Here is a 21,604-nt window from a genome sequence, read left to right as displayed (position 1 = left end):
GGCCGGTTCAGGGCCGCCGGCCCGGGTGGTCGACGACGGCTCGGCGGAGCACGGCCGTGGTGGAGATGACCGTGCCCTTCCGGACGTTCGAGAAGTCGTCCGTGGCCACGCTGCGCTCCCCGAGGAACTCGTAGGTCCGCTTGTTGAAGATCCACTCGTCCCGGCTGGGGTTGTCGGGGTCCTTGCGCGCGACACCCACACCGTGGCGTCCGACGGCGTCCACCGCGTCGCCGGTGAGCGTCACCCCGGGAATCCGGGCGACGGCCCGCAGCAGCGCGGCGCTCTGCTCCGGGGGCAGCAGCGCCTGCTGGAGGAGGTCGCCGGCCAGCACGAACATCGCCTGGTAGCGCTCCTGGCCGCTGTACTTCGGGGCCGTGTCGTAGAGGTAGTCCCACATCGCGTCGGCGGTGGTGGGCAGGGTCTTCACATGGTTGTAGAAGGGGGAGACGTCCCAGCCCTCCTCGCCCGGCTTCACGTCCACCGGGATGTCCCAGTCGCCCCGGCCCGTCTCCCGTCCCAGACCCGGGTGCAGTCCGTCCACCGAGAGCCACAGCTCCTGCCGGTGCAGCGGGCTGACGGTGAACTTCCCGTCCGCCGCCTCGCCCGACACCACCTTGCTGTCCAGGTAGACGAACTGGTCGTCCCGGACCTTGCCGTAGGGCTGCTCGTGCTCGGCGGCCAGCGCGATGTCCTCGATCAGGGACACGGTGGCCCTGCTGGGCGGCCGCGCGCTCGCCCCGCCCTCGGACGACGACGGCAGGACGACGAGGGTGACGGCGGCGGCGGTGGCGACGGCGGTGGCGACGAGCGCGGGCCGCAGCCAGGCGCGCCGGACCGGAGTCTCCCCGGTGTGCCGGATCTCGGTCATCAGATGCTCCTTGAGGAGTCGGTGACGGCCCGGCGGAAGGTCCTGCTCGGGAAGCTGGTTCACGGGTTTCCCTCCTTCAGGGGCCCGACCGCGGTGCCGCGGTCACCTCTCACCTGTCCGCGCGTTTGCGGGAGTTCCACATATTTCGCGAGCTTCGTCCGGGCTCGTGAGAGCCGCGACCGTACGGTCCCCACCGGCACCCCGAGCGCCTCGGCCGCGGCCCGGTAGTCCAGGCCCGACCACACGCACAGCGCCAGCACCTCCCGCTCGGGGCGCCTGAGGCGCGTCAGCGCGGTGCGTACGACGTCCAGCAGGGCCGCGTCGTCCACCCGCCCGGCGACCTCGTCGGCGAAGTCCGCCACGGCCTCGGCGCGCGGGAGCCGGGCGACGGCCGCCGCGTGCCGTCGCGCGGCGCGGCGGGTGTTGCGGGTGACGTTGGTGGCGATGCCCAGCAGCCAGGGGCGCAGCGAACCGCCGTCCTCGTCGAGCTTCGCGCGCAGCCGCCAGGCGTCCAGGAAGGTCAGTGAGACGACGTCCTCGGCGACCGCCCACTCCCCCGTGAGCCGGAAGGCATGGTTGTAGACGGAGCGCGCGTAGGAGTCGAAGAGCTCGCCGAAGGCGTCGTGGTCCCCCGCGCGGATGCGTCTTCGCAGATTCGTATCCACGCCCCCTTACCTGTCCGCACGCAGAAGGCCGGTTCCCGTGACCCAGGTCACAGAAACCGGCCTTCGCCGTGCACGTGGTTCAGAAGGTGATGCCGGTCAGCTCGCCCAGGCTCTTCACGTCGGCGTAGGAGTGCTTGCCGGAGATGAAGATGTTGACGCCGTAGTAGTTGAACAGCCAGCAGCCGAAGGCGACCAGGGCCAGGTAGGCGGCCTTGCGGCCCTTCCAGCCGGCCGTGGCGCGGGCATGCAGGTAGCAGGCGTAGCCGACCCAGGTGATGAAGGACCACGTCTCCTTGGGGTCCCAGCCCCAGTAGCGGCCCCAGGCGTCGCCCGCCCAGATCGCGCCCGCGATGATCGTGAAGGTCCACAGCGGGAAGACGGCCGCGTTGACCCGGTAGGCGAACTTGTCGAGGGACGCGGAGGCGGGAAGCCGGTCGAGGACCGAGTTCGCGAAGCGGCCCGGCTGACCGCCGGTGGCGATCTTGTTCTCGTAGGAGTCCTTGAACAGGTACAGGATCGTGGCGACCGCGCCGACGTAGAACACCGCGCCGCAGAAGATCGCGGTGGAGACGTGGATGTACAGCCAGTACGAGTGCAGGGCGGGGACCAGCTGGTCGCTCGCCGTGTAGAGGACCGTGACCGCGAGGCCGAGGTCCAGCAGGACCGTGGTGATCAGGAACAGGCCGAGCCAGCGCACGTTCTTCTTCAGCGCCAGCAGGCCGACGTACACGCCGACGGCCACCGTGGAGAAGGTGATGTTGAACTCGTACATGTTGCCCCAGGGCGCCCGCTGCACCGAGGCCGCGCGGGCGATCACGCCGCCCACCTCGACCAGGAACGCGAGCACCGTGAGGGAGATGGCGATCCGGCCGTACATGTCGCCCTGCTCGTCCCCGCCGTGCGCGCCCGGCCCGTCGGGCACGTCCCGCGCGCCGGACGCGGAGCGCACCACGACCTGCGGGCGCTCCAGGACGGCGGTGCCGCCGCTCTTCTGGACGGTGACGGCGGGACCGGCGGCCTTGGCCTTGCCCTCGGTGGTGAGCGCGGCGGCGGTGCGGCCGACCTTGCTGCGGCTGCCGAGGAGCCATTCCGCGATGTAGGCGAAGAAGGCCAGGGTGTAGACGGTCATCGCGGAGTAGATCAGCGTGTTGCTGATGTTCGCGAGATGCTCGTTGGTGGCGGCGGCGAGAGTCACTTCTCAGCCCCTTCGGCAGGTACGACTTCGGGTTCGGGGGAATCGGGGGAATCGGTGGGGTCGGCTTCCGGGGCTCCGGGAGCCTGGTCGTACAGGGTTCCGGCGAGGACGCCGAGTTCCTCGGGCACCTTGGCGGACTCACTGCGGCCGAGGCCGGCCATCTCCACGACCGTCACGCCGTCGGCGCCCTTCACCGCGCGCACCCACACCCGGCGGCGCTGGATGAACAGGGAGCCCGCGAGACCGAAGATCGCGGTGAGCGCGCCGCCCAGCGCCCAGCCGCTGCCGGGCTGCTGGGTGACCTGGAAGTTGGCCCACTCCTTGGTGCCGTCGTAGGTGATCGAGCCGGCGCCGTTCGGGAGGGTCATGGTCTGGCCGGGCTTGAGGTTCCCGCGCAGCTGGAGGTCCTTGGAGTCCTTGAACTCCTTCATGTGGGCCGTGTCGAGCTGGTACACGCTCTGCGGGATGCCCGAGTCGACGCCGAGGTCGCCGTGGTACGGCGTCAGGTTCAGCACCGGGTTGAGCAGCGCCGGGAACGTGGAGGCGGCCTCGCTGCCCTCGGTGTACGTCGGCAGGAGGGTGGCCTTGATGCCGAGCTGTTCGCCGGCGCCCTTGGCGTTCTTGTAGCCGTCGTAGACCTTGACCACGCCGGAGGAGGTGACGTTGGAGTCCAGCGGCAGCAGCGGTACGGCGTCGCGGTAGACGACGTCGCCCTTGCCGTCGCGGACGGTCACGACGGGGGCGTAGCCGTGGGCGGTGAGGTAGACCTTGGAGTCGCCGATCTCCAGCGGGTGGTTGACCTTGACGAGGGTCTTCTTGTCCTTGCCGTAGGCGCCGACGCTGTAGGTGATGGCGGCCTGGTAGGTGCGCGGGGTGCCCGTGTTCGGGCCGCTCGTCTCGTACGTCCCGGTGAACTTGTCCAGGGTGAAGCTGAACGGCGTCAGGTCGTCGGTGCTGAAGAGCGTGCCGGACTTGAAGTCGTCGTAGGAGATGAGGGTGTTGGAGAAGCCGTCGCCCTCGACGACCAGCTTGTTGCCCTCGGTCTTGAAGAGCTGGCCCCAGGCGAACGCGACCAGCATCACGATCAGCGCGATGTGGAAGGCGAGGTTGCCGACCTCGCGGAGGTAGCCCTTCTCCGCGGCGACGGCGTCCCCGGCGAGGAGGGCGCGGAAGCGGCGCTTCTTCAGCAGGGCGAGCGCGGCCTCACGGACCTGCTCCGGCTCGGCTTCCGTCCGCCAGGTCGTGTAGGCCGGCAGCCGGGTCAGGCGGCGGGGGGCGCCCGGCGGCCGGCCCCGCAGCTGGCCCGCGAACTGCCAGGTGCGGGGCACGATGCAGCCGATGAGAGACACGAACAGCAGGATGTAGATCGCGGAGAACCACACCGAGCTGTAGACGTGGAAGAGGCCGAGCTTCTCGTAGACCGGGGCGAGGGTGGTGTGCCGCTGCTCGAAGTCCGCGACCTTGGTGGCGTCACTGCCGGTCTGCGGGATCAGCGAGCCGGGGATCGCGCCGAGCGCCAGCAGCAGGAGCAGCAGCAGCGCGACCCGCATGGAGGTGAGCTGCCGCCAGTACCAGCGCGCCCAGCCGACGAGGCCCAGAGTGGGCCCACCGGTGGGGGACTCGGCGGGTGCGGTGGACAGCTGGGAGCCGGCGACCCCGAGATCCTGGTCCTCGGGGGTGGCGGCCGCCGGGGGCGTCCCGTCGGTGGCGGTGGTCTTGCTCATGGATCAGATCCCCACAGTGAAGCCGGCGGACCAGGACTGCATGTCCTGCACGAGGCGGTCCCACGCACCGGTCAGCAGCAGCAGACCGGTCACGATCATCATCGTGCCGCCGATCCGCATGACCCAGACGTAGTGGCGCTTGATCCAGCCGAAGGCGCCGAGCGCCTTGCGGAAGGCGACCGCGGCGAGCACGAAGGGGACACCGAGGCCGAGGCAGTACGCGACGGTCAGTATGGCACCGCGGCCCGCGCTTCCCTGCTGGGAGGAGAGGGCGATCACGGAGGCGAGGGTGGGGCCGATGCACGGCGTCCAGCCGATGCCGAACAGCGCGCCGAGCAGCGGGGCGCCGGCCAGTCCGGCGACGGGCCTCTTGTGCAGTCGGAACTCACGCTGGGTCATCCAGGGCATGAGGCCCATGAAGAAGACCCCCATGAGGATCATGAGCCCGCCCAGCACCTTGGACAGGACGCCCTGGTTCTCCTGGAGCGTCTCGCCGAAGTAGCCGAACAGGGCGCCGCTGGACACGAACACGGCGGTGAAGCCGAGGACGAAGAGGGAGGCGCCGGCCACCATCCGGCCCCGCCGCGCCTCGGCGAGATCGGTGCCGGTCACGCCGGTGACGTACGACAGATAGCCGGGGACGAGCGGCAGGACGCAGGGCGAGAAGAAGGAGACGAGACCGCCGAGCAGCGCGATGGGCAGGGCCAGCAGCAGGGCGCCGTTGAGCACCGTGTCGTTGTAGCCCGTCTCGGCGAGCGTGGTGACCGCGGTCACGTCACTTCTCCGCGAGGACGGGGGTGATCATCTTGCGCAGCTTGTCCTCGCTGAGCGCGGCCAGCGAACGCGCGGCGATCTTCCCCTCGCGGTCCACGACGAGCGTGGACGGGATGGCCTGCGGGTTGAGCGTGCCCTTCTTGAAGCGGAGCATCAGCTTGCCCGTCGGGTCGTACAGGCTGGGGTAGGTGATGCCGAACTGCTTGTCGAAGGCGACCGCGTTGGAGGTCTTGGTGTCGCGGGTGTTGATGCCGACGAACTGCACTCCGTCGGCCTTCAGGTCGTCGTAGACCTTCTGGAAGTTGGGCGCCTCGGCGCGGCACGGGGCGCACCAGGAGCCCCACACGTTGATGACGACGACCTTGCCCTTGTAGTCGGCGACGTCGAGCCGGCCGCCGTCGATGGTCTTCCCCGACAGGTCGGGGGCGGCGGCCCGGTCGCCCTTCTTGGCGGTGGAGATGCCGTCCTCGCCCATGACGAAGTTGGTGTCACCACCCCCGCCGGAGGTTCCTCCGGAACCGCAGGCGGACAGCAGCAGCGCGGCGACGGCAGCTCCGGCGCCGATGACGGCGGCGCGGCGCGGGCGGATCCAGGCGGCACTCATGTGAAAAGTTTCGCATGCCCGTTCTGGGGATCTTGCGCACCCCCCTTGCGGGCGGAAACCCGCATTTCAGGCGGCGGTTTCCGAGCTCGTGGGGCTCGCGGAGTCCGCCTGCGTGAACGCCTTCCAGCCGCCGGCCGGCTGCTGCCCGACCTCCAGCGTACGGAGCTTCTCGAGCACCTCGGGCTTCTGCACGTCCATCCAGTCCACGAACTGCCGGAAGGAGACGAGGCGCACGTCGGCGCCCTTCTCCTTCTCCCGCGCGATGTACTTGAAGGCCTCCTCGACGGCGTCCATGTAGATGCCGCCGTTCCACTTCTCGAAGTGGTTGCCTACGAAGAAAGGCGCACGGTTTGTCTCATATGCCCGCTTGAAGCCAGATATGTAAGCCTGGCCTGCCTGCTGCCGCCAGCCCGGGTAGTTGTGGCTGGGCGCGTTGGTCGAGTTGATCGACTGATTGGCGAGGATGTTGTAGTCCATGGAGAGGACCTCGAAACTGTGTCCGGGGAAAGGAATCTGCTGCAACGGCAGGTCCCAGAGCCCCTGCCTCTTCTGCGGCCACACCTGGGTCCCGCCCGGCGAGGAGGCGTCGTAGCGCCAGCCGAGGGCGCGGGCGGTGGGCAGCAGGTTGTCCTGGCCGAGGAGGCAGGGCGTACGGCCGCCGACGAGTTCCTTCTCGTAGTCGAAGGGAAGGGGCGCCAGGTCGGTCCAGCCGGTGTTGGTCCGCCACTCCTTCACGAACTTCTTCGCCTGGTCTATCTCACTGCGCCACTGCCCGGGCGTCCACTTGCCGACCGAGCCGTAGCCCTCTCCGCAGAAGTGCCCGTTGAAGTGGGTGCCTATCTCGTGCCCCTCGAGCCAGGCCCGGCGGACGTTCTCCAGGGTCATCTTCACGTGCTCGTCGGTGAGATAGCCGATGTCGGAGGCGCCGCGCGGGTTGTTCGGGGGGTCGTAGAGCCGCTTCTTCGACTCGGGCAGCAGGTACAGCCCGGAGAGGAAGAAGGTCATGGACGCGCCGTGCTCCTTGGCGAGGTCCAGGAAACGTGGGAAGAGACCGTTGCCGACCTCACCGGCTCCGTCCCAGGAGAAGACGACGAACTGGGGCGGCTCCTGGCCCGGCTCCAGCGGCTCGGGCTTGCCCGGCTGGTGGGGCTGCCTGCCAGTGAAGGACGTCGAGCCGTCACCGAGCGGGCGGGCGCTGGCCTTGGGGCTCCCGGAGGGCTTCTTCCCCGGCCCGCTGGAGCCATCGGCAGGGCTCGGCCGGTCGAAGTCGGTGATGCTCCCGCAGCCGACGAGCCCGGCAGCGGCGGCCCCCGCCCCGAGTCCGAGTGCTCCCCTTCGGGTGATGGCGCGCATGGCAACCCCGTTCGTCACGTTCTCTGGTGGTCACCCATTCAGAGGACGCGACGAACGACAGGGTTCCTTCGCTACTTCCGGATTCGGTAACAGCGAACACTCAGCCGGCACTCAGGCCCCGAACGCCTTGCCCTTCCCCTTCGCCGGCTTCGCACCGGCCCGCAGATGGGCCGGCACGAGATCGATGGCGGGCTCGGTGTAGCCGACGGAGACGATGCGGTCGCCCTGGTAGGTGAAGGTCGTCAGCGAGGCGAGCGTGCACTGCCGCTTGCGCGGGTCGTGCCACAGCCTGCGGCGCTCGACGTAGGACCGCACGATCCAGATCGGCAGCTGGTGGCTGACCACCACGGCCTCGTGCCCTCGGGCCGCGTCCTTGGCCGCGTCCAGCGCCCCCATCATCCGGACGACCTGGTCGACGTACGGCTCTCCCCAGGACGGCTTGAACGGGTTGACGAGGTGCTTCCAGTTCTCCGGGTTCTTCAGCGCCCCGTCCCCCACCCCGAACGTCTTCCCCTGGAAGACGTTGTCGGCCTCGATGAGCCGCTCGTCGGTGGCGAGGTCGAGCCCGTGCGCCTTGGCGATCGGGGTCGCCGTCTCCTGCGCCCGCTCCAGCGGCGAGGCGACCACGTACGTCACGTCACGCGGGGCGAGGTGCTCGGCCACCCGGTCGGCCATCTGCCGCCCGAGCTCGGAGAGGTGGTAGCCGGCGAGACGGCCGTAGAGGACGCCGTCCGGGTTCTCGACCTCGCCGTGCCGCATCAGATGGACGACGGTGATGTCACTGGTGCTCTTGGGGGTGCTCATGCCGCAGTGGCCTCCGCAGCCGCTCGGGCCGCCGCCGGGAGGGCGTCGGCGATCCGCTGGATGGCCCGGTCGTCATGGGCCGTGGAAACGAACCAGGACTCGAAGGACGAGGGCGGCAGATACACGCCGTTCGCCAGCAGCGAGTGGAAGAAGGCGGTGAACCGGAAGGACTCCTGCGCGCGGGCGTCCTCGTAGTTGCGCACCGGCCGGTCGGTGAAGAAGACCGAGAACATGTTGGCGGCGCTCTGCAGCGTGTGCGCCACGCCCTCCTTGGTGAGCGCCTCGGAGACCAGTGCCTGAATCCGCCCGGAGGCGGCGTCGACAGCGGCGTAGGCCGCGTCGTCGAGAAGCCGCAGCTGGGCGAGTCCGGCGGCGGTGGCGACCGGGTTCCCGGAGAGGGTGCCGGCCTGGTAGACGGGCCCGGCGGGCGCCAGATGCGCCATGACGTCGGCCCGCCCCCCGAAGGCGGCGGCGGGGAAGCCCCCGCCCATCACCTTCCCGAAGGTCATGAGATCGGGCCTGACCCCGTCGATCCCGAACCACCCGGCCCGGCTGGTCCGGAACCCGGTCATGACCTCGTCGGAGATGTAGAGCGCGCCGTTGGCCTGACAGGCGTCCTTGAGCCCCTGGTTGAACCCGGGCATCGGCGGCACGACACCCATGTTGCCGGGCGAGGCCTCGGTGATCACGCAGGCGATCTCGCCCGGGTGCCGGTGGAAGGCCTCCTGCACGGCCTCGAGGTCGTTGTACGGCAGCACGATCGTGTCGCCGGCCTGGGCGCCGGTGACGCCGGGGGTGTCCGGCAGCGCGAAGGTGGCGACGCCGGAGCCGGCCGCGGCGAGCAGCGAGTCGACATGCCCGTGATAGCACCCGGCGAACTTGATCACCTTGGTGCGCCGGGTGAACCCGCGGGCGAGCCGGATCGCCGACATGGTCGCCTCGGTGCCGCTGGACACCAGCCGCACCCGCTCGAGGGGCTCGACGCGGTCGACCATCTCCTCGGCGAGCGCGACCTCGCCCTCACCGGGCGTCCCGAAGGAGGTACCGCGCGTGACGGCGTCCTGCACGGCCGCGATGACCTCGGGATGCGCGTGCCCGAGGATCATCGGACCCCAGGAGCAGACCAGGTCGACGTACTCCCGCCCGTCGGCGTCGGTCAGGTACGGACCCGTACCGGACACCATGAAACGGGGCGTTCCGCCCACGGCACGGAAGGCGCGGACCGGGGAATTCACACCGCCTGGCGTGACGGCGTCCGCTCGGTCGAACAGTGCCTGCGATACAGGCGCATCGTACGAATAGGGCAGTTCACTCATGGCCTCGCTCATGACCTGCGACTTCTCCGACCTTCTCCGACTTGCTGGACTCCGGTTGCCCGTGACTCCCCAGGGTAGGCCAGGGGCGCCAGGGGGTGGCGGGGCGCCGGGCGGGTCAGGAGCGGGGCGGCGGGCAGGGCCGTGTCCATCTGTCGTCATCTGCGAAACTGAGACGGACTGAGCCTGATAGACGTAGCTCACAACGACCGGGTGTCCAGTGGCTGCGAAGATCCTGCGGACAGGTGTTTCACCGCACGTTTCGGCGGGCGGCCGTGGGGGAGGTCACTGACACGATGATCGGGTTGCGCGGCGGGGGCCACGCGTCCTAGAAAAGCAGTCGGGTGGAGATATGCATCGCGGTGGCGGACTGGGCGAGGGGACTGACGACCTGGGTCCTCGACGTGCCAGGCGGGGAAGGCACCGGCGCGACGCGGAGGAAGCAGGCGAAGCACGTCCGAGCCCGGGCCTGAACCAAGGCGTCAACCAAGGCCTGAGCCAGGGCGGCAACCCGGGCATGAGCCAGAACCTGGGCCAGGGCATGAACCAGGGTGGAACGAATGACCCCGAGCGGATCGACCGGCGCGTCGACCAACGGGTCGATCGCCTCCGGGCGGGGAGCAGGAATGGTGGTCGGGTGGGGGTGACGTACAAGTACTTCGGCGCGCCGGACGGCGCGACCGCGGCCCGCGTCCCGATCTCGATGCGTCCCGAAGAACTCGGCGGCGACGAACTCGGCATGAACGGCATGTTCACCAAGATCAAGCCGGAGACGATGGCCGCGATGGTGCTGACGGGCATCGAAGGCGTCCCCCTCCACAAGGTGCCCCCGCTCGAACTGGTCGTCCTGCACCCCGACTACGCGGTCGTGAAGCTCCCCATGACGGTCGTGGACCCCCTCCGCGACATCGGCGAGGAGGCCGTGGGCGCGGCGGCCTTCATCTGGTCGACGGTCCCGGACCGGGGCGGCCCCCGCGACGCGTTCAACGTGTACCAACTGCTGCACGAGTGGCAGGACTTCAGCCACCGTCTGCATGAGGCGGGCCATCAGCCTTACTGCCTGGTGTGGCCCTGACCTGGGGTTCCTTGCGGATCGGGCGGGGCCTTCGGGCCTCACCCTTTTTGGTGCCTGGAGGGGGCGTCAGGCGGCCAGGGCACATTGGTTTCGCTGGGGGCACGGATGTGCCCTGGGCAGCGGGTGCCCACAAAAAGGGGGATCTGCAGCGGGACAAACCCGGCGGAGTCACAGACGAGCCCGCCGACCACGGGCTCGGACGCTCACGCGGTGGACTGACCACCAAGGTGCACGTGACCGCTGTACCGATCGTCCTGGGCCGGGCTCAGGCGGGGTGCGGTACGAGGAGGTCGTCGAGGCCGATGCGGTGGTAGAAGGCGGTACGCACCATGTCACCGACTCGGTTGACGGTCTCGGCGCCGTCGTCCACGGGGTCGATGTGGACACGGAAGGGGCGCTGCCCCTTGGGGGTGTCGACGACGCGCACGATCGCGGCGGCGACCTCAGCCGGGTCCGCGTCGGGCGGGGTGATCTCCGCCAGGCGTGCGCCGACCTGCTCCGACAGTCCCGCGTAGCGGGCCTCGTAGGCGTCGGCGACGGTGGTGTCGGCGGGGCGGCCGGAGTGGGCGAAGTGGTTGGTGCCGGAGGTGAATGCACCGGGGACCACAATCGTGGTGTCGATGCCGAAGCGGGCGACCTCGGCGGCGTAGGTGACGGCGAGGGAGTCCATGGCGGCCTTGGCGGCGAAGTAGGGGCCGAGGTAGGGCGGGGTTCCGCCGCTGGTGCTGGTCGAGCCGACCCACACCAGCAGGCCGTCGCCCTGCCGACGCAGGTGGGGCAGTACGGCGCGGTTGACGCGCTGGGTGGAGGCCGCGTTGACGTCGAACACCTCGTGCAGCTGTTCCGGTGTGAATGCCTCCAGCGGGCCCAGGACCATGTGGCCGGCGTTGTGCACGACCACGTCGATCCGGCTCGACTCGGCGACGATCGCGGCGATGGCTGCGTCCACGGACGCCTGGTCGCTGACGTCGAGTTCGACGCTGCGCAGGTCGACGCCGTGTTCGTGGGCGTAGCGGGCGGCCTCGGCGACGGCGGGGCGGTTGCGGCCGGTGGTGTGGCGGATGCCGGCGTAGACGAGGTGGCCGGCGTCGGCGAGGGCGCGTGCGGTCATGGCGCCGAAGCCGCTGGACGCACCGGTGATGAGCACGGTCTTGGACATGCTGTTCACGTTCCTTTCGAGTGTTTGGGAAGGGGTGGGTTGACGGGTGCTCAGATGACGCCGCCGTTGGCGTAGAGGACCTGGCCGTTGACCCAGCGGGCCGGGCCGGCCAGGAAGGAGACGACCTCGGCGATGTCGTCGGGGGTGCCCAGTCGCTCCAGGGGCGACATCTTCGCCAGGTGCTCGACGACGGCGTCCGGCTTGCCGTCCAGGAACAGGGCGGTCGCGGTCGGGCCGGGGGCGACGGCGTTGACGGTGATGTCGCGGCCGCGCAGTTCCTTGGCGAGGATCAGCGTCATGGCGTCGACGGCGCCCTTGGTGGCGGCGTAGGCGGTGTAGTTCGGCAGAGCGATCTTCGTGACCGAGCTGGAGAAGTTGACGATCGCACCCCCGGAGCGGACGCGGCGGGCGGCCTGCTGGCCGACGACGAAGGTGCCGCGCACGTTGATGCGGTGCATCCGGTCGAAGTCGGCGAGGTCGAGTTCGGCCATCGGCGCGAGCAGCATGATCCCGGCTGCATGCACCACGACGTCGACGCCGCCGAAGCGCTCCTCGGCCGCGTCGAACAGGGCGGTCACCTCGGTCTCGTCGGCGACGTCCGCCTTGACGGCGATGGCGGTGCCGCCCGCCTTCTCGATCGCCTGCACCGCCTCCTCGGCGGGGGCCGGGTTGCCTGAGTAGGAGACGACGACGGCCAGGCCGTCGTCGGCCAGGCGCTCGGCGGCAACCCGGCCGATGCCGCCGGACCCACCGGTGACGACGGCGACGCGCGGAGTGACGGTCTTGGTGTTGGTGCTGGTCATGGCAGGACTCCTTTCGGCGGCCGGAGACGTCCGGCCGGTAATGGACGATGCGTCCATATTAGCAAGATGTAGACGCTGCGTCCATATAGACTGGAGAAGACGCATCGAACCGACCCGAGGAGGCCGCGGTGGCCAGGGCATCGACAGCAAGTTCAAGCACCAGCTCCACCCCGGAGGACGGCGCACCCGTACGGCGCGGCCGGGGCAGGCGACCGGCCGACGAGGTGCGCCGCGACATCCTCTCCGCCGCCGGCACACTGCTGTTCGACGAAGGCATGACAGGCTTCACCATCGAACGGGTCGCCACGACGGCGGGCGTCAGCAAGATGTCGATCTACAAGTGGTGGCCCTCAAAGGGGGCGCTCGCCCTCGACGGATACTTCACCGCGGTCGAGAACACGCTCGCCTTCCCCGACACCGGCGACATCGAGGCCGACCTGCTCACGCAGCTCCGCGCTTTCGTCCACCTCACCGCGGACACCCCGGCCGGCCGCATCGTCATCGAACTGGTCGGCGCTGCGCAGACTGACCCAGACCTTGCCACCGCCTTCCGCGAGCACTACTCCGGTCCGCGCCGCCGCCTGGCCGTCGACGTCCTACAACGCGCCCAGCAACGCGGCCAGCTGCGGGCCGACGTGGACCCACGCATCGTCGTCGACCAACTCTGGGGCGCCTGCTACCACCGGCTGCTGATCCCCGACGAGCCCGTCACCGAGGAATTCGTGGCCGGACTCATCTCCAACCTGATGCACGGCCTACGACCATAGGCGGGTGGGACTGGTGCACTTGCGCAAGCCGTTCATTTGACGCTGACGGACATGCCACATCCAGCACGCGGAGAAGCCGGCCGACCAGTCGTCCGAGCGTCACCGGGGCACACCGCGATCAATCGTCGCCGGAGGAGACCGGGACCGCGCGCAGCCGGCCGATCTTCGCGTCACGGCGTTCCGCCCAGTCCTCCAGCGGTTCGTCGTCCATCCGGGCGTTCCTTGCGTCGGTGGGGCCGTGTCAGGAGGGCAGCGGCCACTGCGGGCCGCTCGGATTCCCGAGCCAGACCACCTGCGCATCCACGGACACCGTCACCCCGAACGCGGCAGCGCTCGGCGAGCCGTACTCCTCCCAGGTCCCCACCGCCGACTCGATCGCGTCCCAGAGTCGACGCGGGCCGCCCTGGCGGACCTGCCAGCCACGGTCTGCAGGAACAAGGACGGCGAAGGAATCGGTGACGCGGTCCAGCACGAACGTGCTGACCGGGCCGCCGTCGACCGCCGTGGAGAAGAAGCGGGCGTCCGGCGCCGCGAGCTGCGCCATGAAGGCCGGCCCGGAGTCGGTGAGGACGTCGGGCCCGTACGTGGCTTTCCGCGTCGTTCCGTCGTCGGACCCGGGGATCACGCCGAGGTTCTCGGGGGCGTCCTGCTGGCGGGCGATCATGAAGCTGGGGTCGTCCTCGCTGAACCAGCCGCTCGCGCTGTCGCCGGTGACGATGAGCTTGACCGGACCGAGGGAGCGCATCCAGCCGCGCAGGGTGGTGAGGATGACGCCGCCGGGCAGCACCTGCTCCAGCCAGGCGGGCGGGATGTTGCGGAAGCCGCACGTGGCGATCAGCCGGTCGTAGGGGGCACCGTCCAGGTGGCCGGCGCGGCCGTCGCCCACCAGCAGGTGAGGTTCGTAACCGGCCGTGGACAGGGCGTCGCGGGCTCGCCGCCCCACGCCCTCGTCCGTCTCGATCGAGGTCACCCTCTCGCTGCCGAGGCGGTGGCACAGCAGGGCCGTCGAATAGCCGGTACCCGTGCCGATCTCCAATACGTTCATGCCCGCGTGCACGTCCAGGTCTTCGAGCATCCGGACGACGAGACTCGGCAGCGTCGACGACGAGGTGGGGGCCGCGTTGCTGATCGGCTGCGGGTCGGCCCAGTCGATGTCCCGTCCGTCGAACTGGGTCATCCACGTCTCGTCGGTGTACACGAGCCGGAGCCACTCCTCCTTGCCGACGTTCTCCGGAGTGACCGGCTCCCAGGTGGTGACGCCGGGGGTGTCGCTCTCCCGGTAGAAGCGCGGGACGAAGGCGTGACGGGGCACGGCCTCCACAGCTGCGCGCCACTGGCGCGACCGCAGCCGGCCATCCCTCTCCAACCGGTCTGCGAGCTGCCGCCGGAGGCCCGCTGCGGCCGTCTCGATTCCGGGCTCAGTGGGCACGAAGCCCTCCTTCCAGAAGATCGGCGAGTGCGGCGGTCATGCGCAGGCCGGTCGGCGGCTCCATCCAGGCCCACTGCCCCGAAGGGTTGCACTCGATGAAGATCCAGCTCCCGGAATCGGTCAGGGCGAAGTCGAACGCCCCGAAGACAAGCCCGAAGTGCTTCAGGTAGGCACGCATGGCCTGCTCCACCACGGGCGGCGTGATGAGGGGCTTGTACGTGTGAGTGCCGTAGTCCGTACGCCAGTCGAGGAGACCGGATTCGATCCGCACCGCGAAGACCCGCTCACCGATGACCGTGACCCGGACGTCCGCGACCTTGTCCACACGCTTCTGGAACAGGTGCATGGTGCCGGCCACCGACTCGTCGATCTCGTCGGCGGCCACCTCGGTCACGGAAACCGTCTGGGCCTTGCCGTCGACCAGGTAGAGCGGCACCGAAATGGGTTTGAAGACGGCCGGGCCGTGCGCGTTGATGAACGCCCGTGCGTCGTTGGGCACGTTGGTGATCAGTGTGGGTGGCAGGGCGAAGCCGGCCGCCGCCGCGGCGGCGAGTCCGGCCGGTTTGTACTCGGCGTCGCCGATGCGGTTGGGGTGGTTGACGTACAGGCAACCGGGCAGCGAAGTGAGGATGCCGCCCAGCCCGTAGCGGGCCTGGGCGACGGCAAAGCGCTCGTCCTGCCTGTCGAGGTGCGGGAAGGCGAACCCGGAAGGGCGCCGGTAGTACAAGGACCGCACCGAGCCGAGTTCGGCACGGCGGCTCGGGGTCTGCACGCTTCCCCGCCAGTTGTCCGTGTCGCCGATGGCGGCCGAGCACGACAGGGTGGCGGGGAAGTCACCGGAGTCGAACCGCACGACCGGGACGCCCCGGTCGTGCAGCTCGGCGATCACGAAGTCCGCGGTCGGGTCATCGAGGTTCGTGACGACCAGGACCGGACGATCGTCGTTCGTCACCGAAGTCACTGGTCGGTGTCGTTCCCCGTGTCGCTGTCCGGGGAGTCGCTGTTGCGGTCGCCCTGGCCCGTGGTTCCGGTCGTGGGGTTCGTACCCGAGGAGGTGCCGTGCCCGGGGGACATCGTGGGCGCTCCGGAAGCGTCGAAGTACCGGGCTGTCTGTGTCGCGGGGTCCAGCGCCACCCTCGCGTAGCCGGGGCCTTCGGCGGGCGGGTACGGGGCGATGCGACGCAGGCCCCACGGGGTTGCGGTCAGGTGTCCCTGCGGCAGTGGGCTGCCTGTGGGGAAGCGGTCCATGTAGTTGAACACGGTCTGCCTTTCTGTCGGAAGTTCCTGTCCTGCACGTGCTTTGCGCTCCCGCCTGGCATCCCGAGAGCTCGGACCTGCCGCGGCGAGAGTCTCGTAGGCGTCGGGAGAGAGTGCTTCTGGAGATACGCCGAAACGGGGCAGGGATCGATGGCCGGTCGGCCGTTCTCGGATCAGTGGCCGAGCTGCCGTACCGAGCGGTCTTGGCGCGGGGTCGCCGATCAGTTCCTCAGAGGTCAGGAGCCGTGAGGAGATGCGCGGGACAGCATGCGTCCGGCACCCTCAGCTCGGCCCAGACGAGCTTGCCCCGGCGATACAGGTCGTAGCCCCATCGCCAGCTCAGTGTCTCCACCAGGAGCAAACCACGGCCGTCCTCCGAGTCGTCATGAGGACGGCCCGGCTTCGGGGTTTCCCTGCTCTTGTCGGCGACGCCGATCCGGATCACGTCGTCCGCCTCACGCCGCACCACGACACGGACTACGCGACAGCGCGTGTGGTCGACGGCGTTGTTGATCAGCTCCGAGACGATCAGCGTCCCGGCCTCGGCCAGCTCGCCCATACCCCAAGTGTTCAGAGCAGCGGAGACAAGCAGACGGGCGTGACGAGCGGACTCCGGCTCGCACGGCACGGTCTCGGTGTAGCCCGGTGCGCCTGTCGCTGTCGGTCTGGCTGAGGTCATGGTCACGGGGTCATCCCTCCGAGGCTGGAACGCCCGCCCCCACGACGGGGTGCGCAAGGGCGGGCTCTCCTCCATGCCGTCGCGGGACGGGGAAGGGACCTCGCCCGCTCGACGGCTGATACCGAGTCAACGACCTCTGGCCGGCCGGGAACAGGAAAGGTGGCGCCCTGCTCGACTGCCCAGAACCGGAAGACTTTGCTTCCCCGTGACCTCGGATCTGGCTCGGCCCGTGACCGCAGGGCTACGGTCGGTGTCATGAGAGCGAACGCCGTCCTGAAGCGCCGGATGGAGGAACTCGGGCTCACCCAGGAAGAATTGGCAGGTCGGATGAACTCTGCCCTGGCAGAGATCACCGGCAGGCCCGGCGATGTCTCCGCACGCACGGTCCGCAATCTGCTGAACGGAACCTCTCGCCACCCCATCGGCCGCACATGCGCGGCTCTGGAGCGGGTGTTCGGCTGCCCTGTCGAGGACTTAGGGTTCAGCGCACCACGCACCATGCAACACCCGCAGGAGGATCCCGTGCGGCGTCGCGCCTTCCTCGCCTCGGCCACCGGGACCGCGGCCGCCGCGGTGCCCTTGGTGACCCAGCGCCGCGCGGTCGGCATGTCGGACGTGGCCCGGGTCGCGGCCGGGATGAACGCCCTGGTCGAAGCCGACGACCGCCAGGGCGGACACACGGAACTGGAGAAGACCGCCGTCCAGGGCCGCGACAGCGTACTGGACCTGCAGCAGCGCAACGCCGGCGAACGGGTCCGCAGGGCTCTGTACGCGCTGGCCGCCGAGTTCACCACCATCGCCGCCTGGTCCTGCATCGACGCCCGCAACCTCGACCAGGCCCAGACGTACCTGAACGAATCCGCGACGTACGCCGGCCTCTCCCAGGACGGCCCCACCGAAATGCGCGTTTGGGTCAACCTCTCGATGCTCGCCTACCAGCGACGCAACTGGCCCGAGGCCCTTGCCGCGGCACAGGCGGCGCAAGCCTCCTCAGCAGCTCGTCGCGACCCGTTTTTCGACTCGCTGGGCCGAGTCCGCGCAGCCCTTGCGTACGCGGCCCTCGGTGACGGGCGCGCCGGTCTGCGATCCCTCGGATCGGCCCAGGACACCTTCGCCAAGGCGACACAGCGCCAACGTCCGCGCTGGACGGCCTTCTACGGCCAGGCCGAACTCGACCACCTCGCCGCCGTCGTGCAGTTCAACAGCGGACGCCACGGCCACGCCGAAGCCATGGCACACCGCGCACTGGCGAAGATCCCGACCGCCTTCCGGCGCAACAGAGCACTCGCAACCACCCAACTCGCCCTCGCCCAGCTTCACCAGGGAGAAGCCGAACAGGCCACGGTCACCGCCACCGAAGTCTTCACGATCATGGACGGCCACCCCCTGCCCGGCCGCATGCGCACCCTCATCGGCGACTTCCACCGGGGCCTCTTCGTCCTCGCCCCCTCCACCTCCTACGCACGCGACTGGGCAGACCGCATGAGAACCGAATGGAGCCAAGGGTGACCGACCTGCGTCATTTCCAGCACGGAAGCCTTCCGGGGGACTTCCGTCAGATGCTCATCGACGTACACGCCGACGCCTACGCCGACCAGATGGACGACCCGTTCCACCAACGCTTCGCCTGGTTCGCAGACCACTGGTCAGCCATGGACGGGTTCTCCTGCGTGGTGGCGTACGACGCGGACGAGCCGGTCGGCTTCGCCTACGGCGCCCCGCTCGCCCCCGGCCGCGAATGGTGGCGCTCCACCGACTACGAGCCGAACAACGGCTACTCCTCCACCTACGCCGTGTCCGAGGTCATGGTGCGTCCGCAGTGGCGCAAGCAGGGCATCTCCGAACGCCTCCACGAAGCCCTGCTGAAGGAGCGCACGGAAGACCTCGCCGTGCTCCTGGTCGACGTGACCCACCCCAAGGTCCAGGCACTCTACGAGTCATGGGGATACACCAAGGCCGGCGAGCAACAGCCCTTCGCCGACTCACCGGTGTACGCGGTCATGGTCAAAAACCTCCGGGGCTGACTCCGCCACCGACACACTGCGCCGAGCATCGGCGGTGCCCGGTCCGGAGACGTCGTGTCAGTCGGTGGCCTGGCCGGGAGTGAGTGTCAGGGCGCCTGGGAGTGCGGCGACAGACTCGCGGAAGCGGGTGGCGAGTTCCTGTCCGGCCGGTGTGCTGGTCGAGTTCGGTTCGCTGGGCTGTGCGGCCTGGGCCGCCCAGACGGTCAGGGAATGGCGGAAGGCCGCGACGAGCATGTCCGCGGCCAGGCGGGCGCGCGGATCGCCGCGGTCGTCGAGGTTGAATCTGCGGTGCAGGATCTCCAGCGCCGCCTGGGTGGTGCGTTCGCAGAAGTGCAGGCTGTGCGCGTGCATCGAGGGGGTCTGATCGGCCAGCCGGAGGCTGAGCAGTGTCCGATGCGCCCACTCCTCGTCCGCTGTGCGGTCCAGGGCGGCGAGGAGGGCGTCCCGCGCCAGCTCCAGCAGGGGACCGCCGTCGGGTCGACCGGTCTGCAGTTCCTCCAGGAAGGCGGTCCACAGGTCCTGGAGGGGTGCCATCGCGACGTCTTCTTTGCTGGTGAAGTAGCGGAAGAAGGTGCGTTTGGACACCTCCACCTCGTCGCAGAGCTCGTCCAGGGTGACGCCGCCGAATCCGTGCCGGGTGAACAGTTCAAGTGCGGTGTCGATCAGCGCCTGGCGAGTGCGGCGCTTCTTGCGTTCCCTCAGCGGCGGGCCGGCGGACGCCCGCTTCAAGGATCCGTCCGGCCTGCGGCCGGCTGCGGGCGAGGTGGCGGGGCTGGCAGTCACGAGCCGAGTGTAGCGCGGAGGCAAACGCCACTTGCACGCTTGTGCCACTGAGTGGCATAACTACCCGTGTCACTCCTGAAAGGCGAACCACATGCGTGCCCTGCTCGTCGACCGCTCCACTCCCTCCGGTCTCCGCCTCGGCGAGACCGCCGACCCCGAACCCACCCCCCACCAGGCCCTGATCCGGGTGATCGCCACCTCGCTCAACTTCGGAGAGGTCACCCACGCCATCTCCCAGGCGCCGGACGGCACCGTCCTGGGCTGGGACGCCGCCGGAGTGGTCGAACGCGCGGCCGCCGACGGTTCCGGCCCGGCAGCCGGAACCCCCGTGCTCACCCTGGGCGACGCCGGAGGCTGGGCCGAGTTCAGGGCGGTGGACACCGGTCTGCTCGGCCTCGCGCCTGCCGACACCGACCCCGGAGCACTCAGCACCCTGCCGGTCACGGGAACCAGCGCCCTGCGCGCACTGCGCCGGATCGGCTCCCTGCCGGGCAGACGCGTCCTCATCACCGGCGCCACCGGCGGCGTCGGACAGTACGCGGTGCAGCTCGCCCGCCTCGGCGGCGCACACGTGATCGCCTCCACCGGCGCCCCCGACACCCACGGCGACCGGCTGCGCGCGCTGGGCGCCGATGAGGTGGTCCCGGGCCCGGAACACGCCGGCGCTCTCGTGGACGCCGTCGTGGACTGCGTCGGAGGCCCTCAACTGGTGCGGGCGTTCGAGAGACTGGCACCGCACGGCACCCTGGTCGCAGTCGGCGATGTCACTTTGCAGCCCGTGCGGTTCCCGCCCGGCGCGTTCCTGGGCAACGACGGACGCCACGGACGCTCCATCGTCACCTTCCACCTCCAGGACGGGCCCCTCCCCGGCCCGGACCTGACGTGGCTCGCGGACCGTCTCGCCGCGAAGGACCTCGTCTCACAGATCTCCTGGCGCGGCAGCTTGAACCAGGTCGACGAAGCCATCGCCGCCGTCCTGGGCCGCAGCCTTCACGGCAAGGCCGTCCTCGACCTCACGGCATAGGCGGCGGCTCACCGGTCCGAGTGGCCGGCTTGCCGCCCCGGCCGTCCACCGGACGTCCGAGCGGCCGGGTGAACGCGGGTATGCCCGCGCCCGTATCCAGGACGGAGACCGCGGATGAGCCCGCCGCGGTCCCGCTTCACAGGTTCCGCCTAGGATGATCCCGATGGACAGCCCCGCGCAGTACCTCGTGCGACCGCCCGTGCGGCGGTGGCGAGCACTGCTCGTGCTCGGGCTGCTGGCCGGGCTGCTGGCGATGCACGCCCTGGCCCCCACGGGCGCCGGCCACGACGAGGCCGGTCCGCGGCACATGACGGCCGTCACGGTCAGCGTTCAGGACGACTGCGGCGGAGACGGCGGGGGCCACCTCCATCACGCCGACCCGACCTGCGCGGCGGCCGCGGTGAGCGGTGCGCCGGTGCTGCCCGCCCTCGTTCCCGACCCGGTGGCCGTGCCCGTACGCGCCGACTCCGTCCGCGCGTACGCGGCCGAGGCCCCGGACTACGCACGCGCGCCACCCTCCCTGGCGGAACTCCAACTCCTGCGGATCTAGACACCACGCCGCACCACGTCACCCGTACGGGACGCGGTGCGCCTCGGCATGTCCAGATCCCTTTTCGCAAGCACAGCAGGAGTTCCCGCATGCGCAACACCCGTACCCTGACCCGTCGCGCCGTCCTCACGGCCGTCTCCGTCACCGCCGCGCTCGTCCTCGCCGCCTGCGGCAGCGACGACGCCGACAGCCAGGCGGGCGCGGGCAGTTCCACGTCGGCGAGTGCCGGCGCGCACAACGCCCAGGACGTGTCCTTCGCGCAGGGCATGATCCCCCACCACCAGCAGGCCCTGGAGATGGCGAAGCTCGCCGCCGACCAGGCCTCGTCCACCGAGGTCAAGGACCTCGCCTCGCGCATCGAGAAGGCGCAGGACCCGGAGATCGAGACCATGAGCGGCTGGCTGACGTCCTGGGGCGAGAAGGCCTCGGAGTCGTCCGGCGGCATGGACTCCATGCCCGGCATGGACCACTCGGCCGGCTCCGCGATGCCCGGCATGATGGACGACTCGGACATGGGCATGCTGAAGAAGGCGTCCGGCGCGGACTTCGACACCATGTTCCTGACCATGATGATCGAGCACCACAAGGGTGCCGTGGCCATGGCCACCACCGAGAAGGACAAGGGCCGGTACGGTCCCGCGACGTCCATGGCCGACGACATCGTCAGCGCGCAGACCGCCGAGATCACCGAGATGAACAAGCTCCTCGGCAAGAACTGACGGAAACGGAGAACGGTGAGGGTGCCGGTCTTCGC

General features: G+C 69.8%; 24 protein-coding genes and 1 pseudogene. 8 read left to right on the top strand and 17 right to left on the bottom strand.

All coding sequences use genetic code 11. The features are described 5' to 3' along the window. Positions 1-7: 7 nt before the first annotated feature. The 9 genes from ABT057_RS38595 to hemL all read right to left on the bottom strand — a co-directional run bounded on the left by ABT057_RS38595 (position 8) and on the right by hemL (position 9,303). Complete coding sequence (locus ABT057_RS38595) at positions 8-931, bottom strand: CU044_5270 family protein (RefSeq protein ID WP_352348586.1); 924 nt, start codon at positions 929-931, stop codon at positions 8-10. Further along, a complete protein-coding gene (locus ABT057_RS38590; RefSeq protein WP_352348585.1) occupies positions 928-1,533 on the bottom strand; it encodes an RNA polymerase sigma factor in 606 nt (201 codons plus the stop codon). Before ABT057_RS38590 ends, ABT057_RS38595 begins: the two co-directional genes overlap by 4 nt. Positions 1,534-1,612: 79 nt before the next feature. Next, positions 1,613-2,728, bottom strand: a complete 1,116-nt coding sequence (gene ccsB / locus ABT057_RS38585; RefSeq protein ID WP_352348584.1) for a c-type cytochrome biogenesis protein CcsB — start codon at positions 2,726-2,728, stop codon at positions 1,613-1,615. After that, on the bottom strand, positions 2,725-4,452 hold the full coding sequence (gene resB / locus ABT057_RS38580; protein ID WP_352348583.1) for a cytochrome c biogenesis protein ResB: 1,728 nt from the start codon (positions 4,450-4,452) through the stop codon (positions 2,725-2,727). The genes ccsB and resB overlap by 4 nt, the downstream gene beginning before the upstream one ends. 3 nt (positions 4,453-4,455) lie before the next feature. After that, positions 4,456-5,226 carry a cytochrome c biogenesis CcdA family protein gene (locus ABT057_RS38575; RefSeq protein ID WP_352348582.1) on the bottom strand — a complete coding sequence of 257 codons (771 nt, stop codon included), beginning with the start codon at positions 5,224-5,226 and terminating at the stop codon, positions 4,456-4,458. Position 5,227: 1 nt separating this feature from the next. After that, a complete protein-coding gene (locus tag ABT057_RS38570; RefSeq protein ID WP_352348581.1) occupies positions 5,228-5,830 on the bottom strand; it encodes a TlpA family protein disulfide reductase in 603 nt (200 codons plus the stop codon). A gap of 66 nt (positions 5,831-5,896) precedes the next feature. Then, the gene (locus ABT057_RS38565) at positions 5,897-7,183 is read right to left on the bottom strand and encodes a polysaccharide deacetylase family protein (protein ID WP_352348580.1); all 1,287 of its coding nucleotides are present in this window, start codon (positions 7,181-7,183) and stop codon (positions 5,897-5,899) included. Between the two features lie 111 nt (positions 7,184-7,294). Next, entirely contained in the window at positions 7,295-7,987 is a 693-nt protein-coding gene (locus ABT057_RS38560; RefSeq protein WP_352348579.1) for a histidine phosphatase family protein, read from the bottom strand. Then, positions 7,984-9,303, bottom strand: a complete 1,320-nt coding sequence (gene hemL, locus ABT057_RS38555) for a glutamate-1-semialdehyde 2,1-aminomutase (RefSeq protein WP_352348596.1) — start codon at positions 9,301-9,303, stop codon at positions 7,984-7,986. The genes ABT057_RS38560 and hemL overlap by 4 nt, the downstream gene beginning before the upstream one ends. Positions 9,304-9,937: 634 nt before the next feature. Between hemL and ABT057_RS38550 the strand changes: the two genes are divergently transcribed. Both ABT057_RS38550 and ABT057_RS49295 read left to right on the top strand, forming a co-directional pair. Then, complete coding sequence (locus ABT057_RS38550) at positions 9,938-10,375, top strand: hypothetical protein (RefSeq protein WP_010353923.1); 438 nt, start codon at positions 9,938-9,940, stop codon at positions 10,373-10,375. A gap of 116 nt (positions 10,376-10,491) precedes the next feature. Continuing rightward, positions 10,492-10,611 (top strand): annotated as a pseudogene (locus ABT057_RS49295) (IS5 family transposase); the annotation flags it as partial. A gap of 29 nt (positions 10,612-10,640) precedes the next feature. On the opposite strand, the gene ABT057_RS38545 reads toward ABT057_RS49295, so the two are convergent. Together ABT057_RS38545 and ABT057_RS38540 are read right to left on the bottom strand one after the other, a co-directional pair. Beyond that, a complete protein-coding gene (locus ABT057_RS38545) occupies positions 10,641-11,534 on the bottom strand; it encodes an SDR family oxidoreductase (protein ID WP_352348578.1) in 894 nt (297 codons plus the stop codon). Between the two features lie 50 nt (positions 11,535-11,584). Next, the gene (locus ABT057_RS38540) at positions 11,585-12,337 is read right to left on the bottom strand and encodes an SDR family oxidoreductase (protein ID WP_352348577.1); all 753 of its coding nucleotides are present in this window, start codon (positions 12,335-12,337) and stop codon (positions 11,585-11,587) included. 128 nt (positions 12,338-12,465) lie between these two features. Between ABT057_RS38540 and ABT057_RS38535 the strand changes: the two genes are divergently transcribed. Next, positions 12,466-13,104, top strand: a complete 639-nt coding sequence (locus ABT057_RS38535; protein WP_352348576.1) for a TetR/AcrR family transcriptional regulator — start codon at positions 12,466-12,468, stop codon at positions 13,102-13,104. A gap of 118 nt (positions 13,105-13,222) precedes the next feature. On the opposite strand, the gene ABT057_RS38530 is transcribed toward ABT057_RS38535, so the two are convergent. The 5 genes from ABT057_RS38530 to ABT057_RS38510 form a co-directional block, all read right to left on the bottom strand. After that, entirely contained in the window at positions 13,223-13,315 is a 93-nt protein-coding gene (locus tag ABT057_RS38530; protein ID WP_352348575.1) for a DUF6087 family protein, read from the bottom strand. A 30-nt stretch (positions 13,316-13,345) separates the two neighbouring features. Beyond that, the gene (tgmC, locus tag ABT057_RS38525) at positions 13,346-14,533 is read right to left on the bottom strand and encodes an ATP-grasp peptide maturase system methyltransferase (RefSeq protein ID WP_352348574.1); all 1,188 of its coding nucleotides are present in this window, start codon (positions 14,531-14,533) and stop codon (positions 13,346-13,348) included. Further along, positions 14,523-15,485, bottom strand: coding sequence for an ATP-grasp ribosomal peptide maturase (tgmB, locus tag ABT057_RS38520; protein ID WP_352348573.1), 963 nt, complete (start codon positions 15,483-15,485; stop codon positions 14,523-14,525). Before tgmB ends, tgmC begins: the two co-directional genes overlap by 11 nt. 5 nt (positions 15,486-15,490) lie before the next feature. Beyond that, positions 15,491-15,793: a putative ATP-grasp-modified RiPP gene (gene tgmA, locus ABT057_RS38515; RefSeq protein WP_352348572.1), complete on the bottom strand. Its 303-nt coding sequence runs from the start codon at positions 15,791-15,793 to the stop codon at positions 15,491-15,493. Between the two features lie 226 nt (positions 15,794-16,019). Further along, entirely contained in the window at positions 16,020-16,469 is a 450-nt protein-coding gene (locus ABT057_RS38510) for an ATP-binding protein (RefSeq protein ID WP_352348571.1), read from the bottom strand. Positions 16,470-16,724: 255 nt separating this feature from the next. Between ABT057_RS38510 and ABT057_RS38505 the strand changes: the two genes are divergently transcribed. Together ABT057_RS38505 and ABT057_RS38500 are read left to right on the top strand one after the other, a co-directional pair. Then, on the top strand, positions 16,725-17,978 hold the full coding sequence (locus ABT057_RS38505) for a helix-turn-helix domain-containing protein (protein WP_352348570.1): 1,254 nt from the start codon (positions 16,725-16,727) through the stop codon (positions 17,976-17,978). Next, on the top strand, positions 17,963-18,493 hold the full coding sequence (locus ABT057_RS38500; protein ID WP_352348569.1) for a GNAT family N-acetyltransferase: 531 nt from the start codon (positions 17,963-17,965) through the stop codon (positions 18,491-18,493). The genes ABT057_RS38505 and ABT057_RS38500 overlap by 16 nt, the downstream gene beginning before the upstream one ends. 57 nt (positions 18,494-18,550) lie before the next feature. On the opposite strand, the gene ABT057_RS38495 is transcribed toward ABT057_RS38500, so the two are convergent. Next, complete coding sequence (locus ABT057_RS38495) at positions 18,551-19,276, bottom strand: TetR/AcrR family transcriptional regulator (RefSeq protein WP_352348568.1); 726 nt, start codon at positions 19,274-19,276, stop codon at positions 18,551-18,553. Between the two features lie 91 nt (positions 19,277-19,367). Between ABT057_RS38495 and ABT057_RS38490 the strand changes: the two genes are divergently transcribed. From ABT057_RS38490 to ABT057_RS38480, 3 genes are all read left to right on the top strand, one after another. Continuing rightward, complete coding sequence (locus ABT057_RS38490) at positions 19,368-20,300, top strand: zinc-binding dehydrogenase (RefSeq protein WP_352348567.1); 933 nt, start codon at positions 19,368-19,370, stop codon at positions 20,298-20,300. A 163-nt stretch (positions 20,301-20,463) separates the two neighbouring features. Beyond that, the gene (locus ABT057_RS38485; RefSeq protein WP_352348566.1) at positions 20,464-20,850 is read left to right on the top strand and encodes a DUF6153 family protein; all 387 of its coding nucleotides are present in this window, start codon (positions 20,464-20,466) and stop codon (positions 20,848-20,850) included. An 89-nt stretch (positions 20,851-20,939) separates the two neighbouring features. Further along, positions 20,940-21,569, top strand: coding sequence for a DUF305 domain-containing protein (locus ABT057_RS38480; RefSeq protein ID WP_352348565.1), 630 nt, complete (start codon positions 20,940-20,942; stop codon positions 21,567-21,569). The last annotated feature ends 35 nt before the right edge of the window (positions 21,570-21,604 follow it).

The organism is Streptomyces sp. NPDC002588 (genome assembly GCF_040295925.1).
Taxonomy (GTDB): domain Bacteria; phylum Actinomycetota; class Actinomycetes; order Streptomycetales; family Streptomycetaceae; genus Streptomyces.
The sequence above is the reverse complement of the archived record's forward strand: the minus strand, read 5'-3'. Positions and strand labels throughout refer to the sequence as shown.

What these genes read in the sequence shown, in the direction of transcription:
- ABT057_RS38560 (WP_352348579.1), bottom strand. Translation starts at nt 7,987, where the DNA reads ATGAGCACCCCCAAGAGCACCAGTGACATCACCGTCGTCCATCTGATG.
- ABT057_RS38565 (WP_352348580.1), bottom strand. Translation starts at nt 7,183, where the DNA reads ATGCGCGCCATCACCCGAAGGGGAGCACTCGGACTCGGGGCGGGGGCC.
- ABT057_RS38505 (WP_352348570.1), top strand. Translation starts at nt 16,725, where the DNA reads ATGAGAGCGAACGCCGTCCTGAAGCGCCGGATGGAGGAACTCGGGCTC.
- ABT057_RS38510 (WP_352348571.1), bottom strand. Translation starts at nt 16,469, where the DNA reads ATGACCTCAGCCAGACCGACAGCGACAGGCGCACCGGGCTACACCGAG.
- ABT057_RS38570 (WP_352348581.1), bottom strand. Translation starts at nt 5,830, where the DNA reads ATGAGTGCCGCCTGGATCCGCCCGCGCCGCGCCGCCGTCATCGGCGCC.
- ABT057_RS38485 (WP_352348566.1), top strand. Translation starts at nt 20,464, where the DNA reads ATGGACAGCCCCGCGCAGTACCTCGTGCGACCGCCCGTGCGGCGGTGG.
- resB (WP_352348583.1), bottom strand. Translation starts at nt 4,452, where the DNA reads ATGAGCAAGACCACCGCCACCGACGGGACGCCCCCGGCGGCCGCCACC.
- ABT057_RS38540 (WP_352348577.1), bottom strand. Translation starts at nt 12,337, where the DNA reads ATGACCAGCACCAACACCAAGACCGTCACTCCGCGCGTCGCCGTCGTC.
- ABT057_RS38530 (WP_352348575.1), bottom strand. Translation starts at nt 13,315, where the DNA reads ATGGACGACGAACCGCTGGAGGACTGGGCGGAACGCCGTGACGCGAAG.
- ABT057_RS38480 (WP_352348565.1), top strand. Translation starts at nt 20,940, where the DNA reads ATGCGCAACACCCGTACCCTGACCCGTCGCGCCGTCCTCACGGCCGTC.
- ABT057_RS38500 (WP_352348569.1), top strand. Translation starts at nt 17,963, where the DNA reads ATGGAGCCAAGGGTGACCGACCTGCGTCATTTCCAGCACGGAAGCCTT.
- ABT057_RS38545 (WP_352348578.1), bottom strand. Translation starts at nt 11,534, where the DNA reads ATGTCCAAGACCGTGCTCATCACCGGTGCGTCCAGCGGCTTCGGCGCC.
- hemL (WP_352348596.1), bottom strand. Translation starts at nt 9,303, where the DNA reads ATGAGTGAACTGCCCTATTCGTACGATGCGCCTGTATCGCAGGCACTG.
- ABT057_RS38490 (WP_352348567.1), top strand. Translation starts at nt 19,368, where the DNA reads ATGCGTGCCCTGCTCGTCGACCGCTCCACTCCCTCCGGTCTCCGCCTC.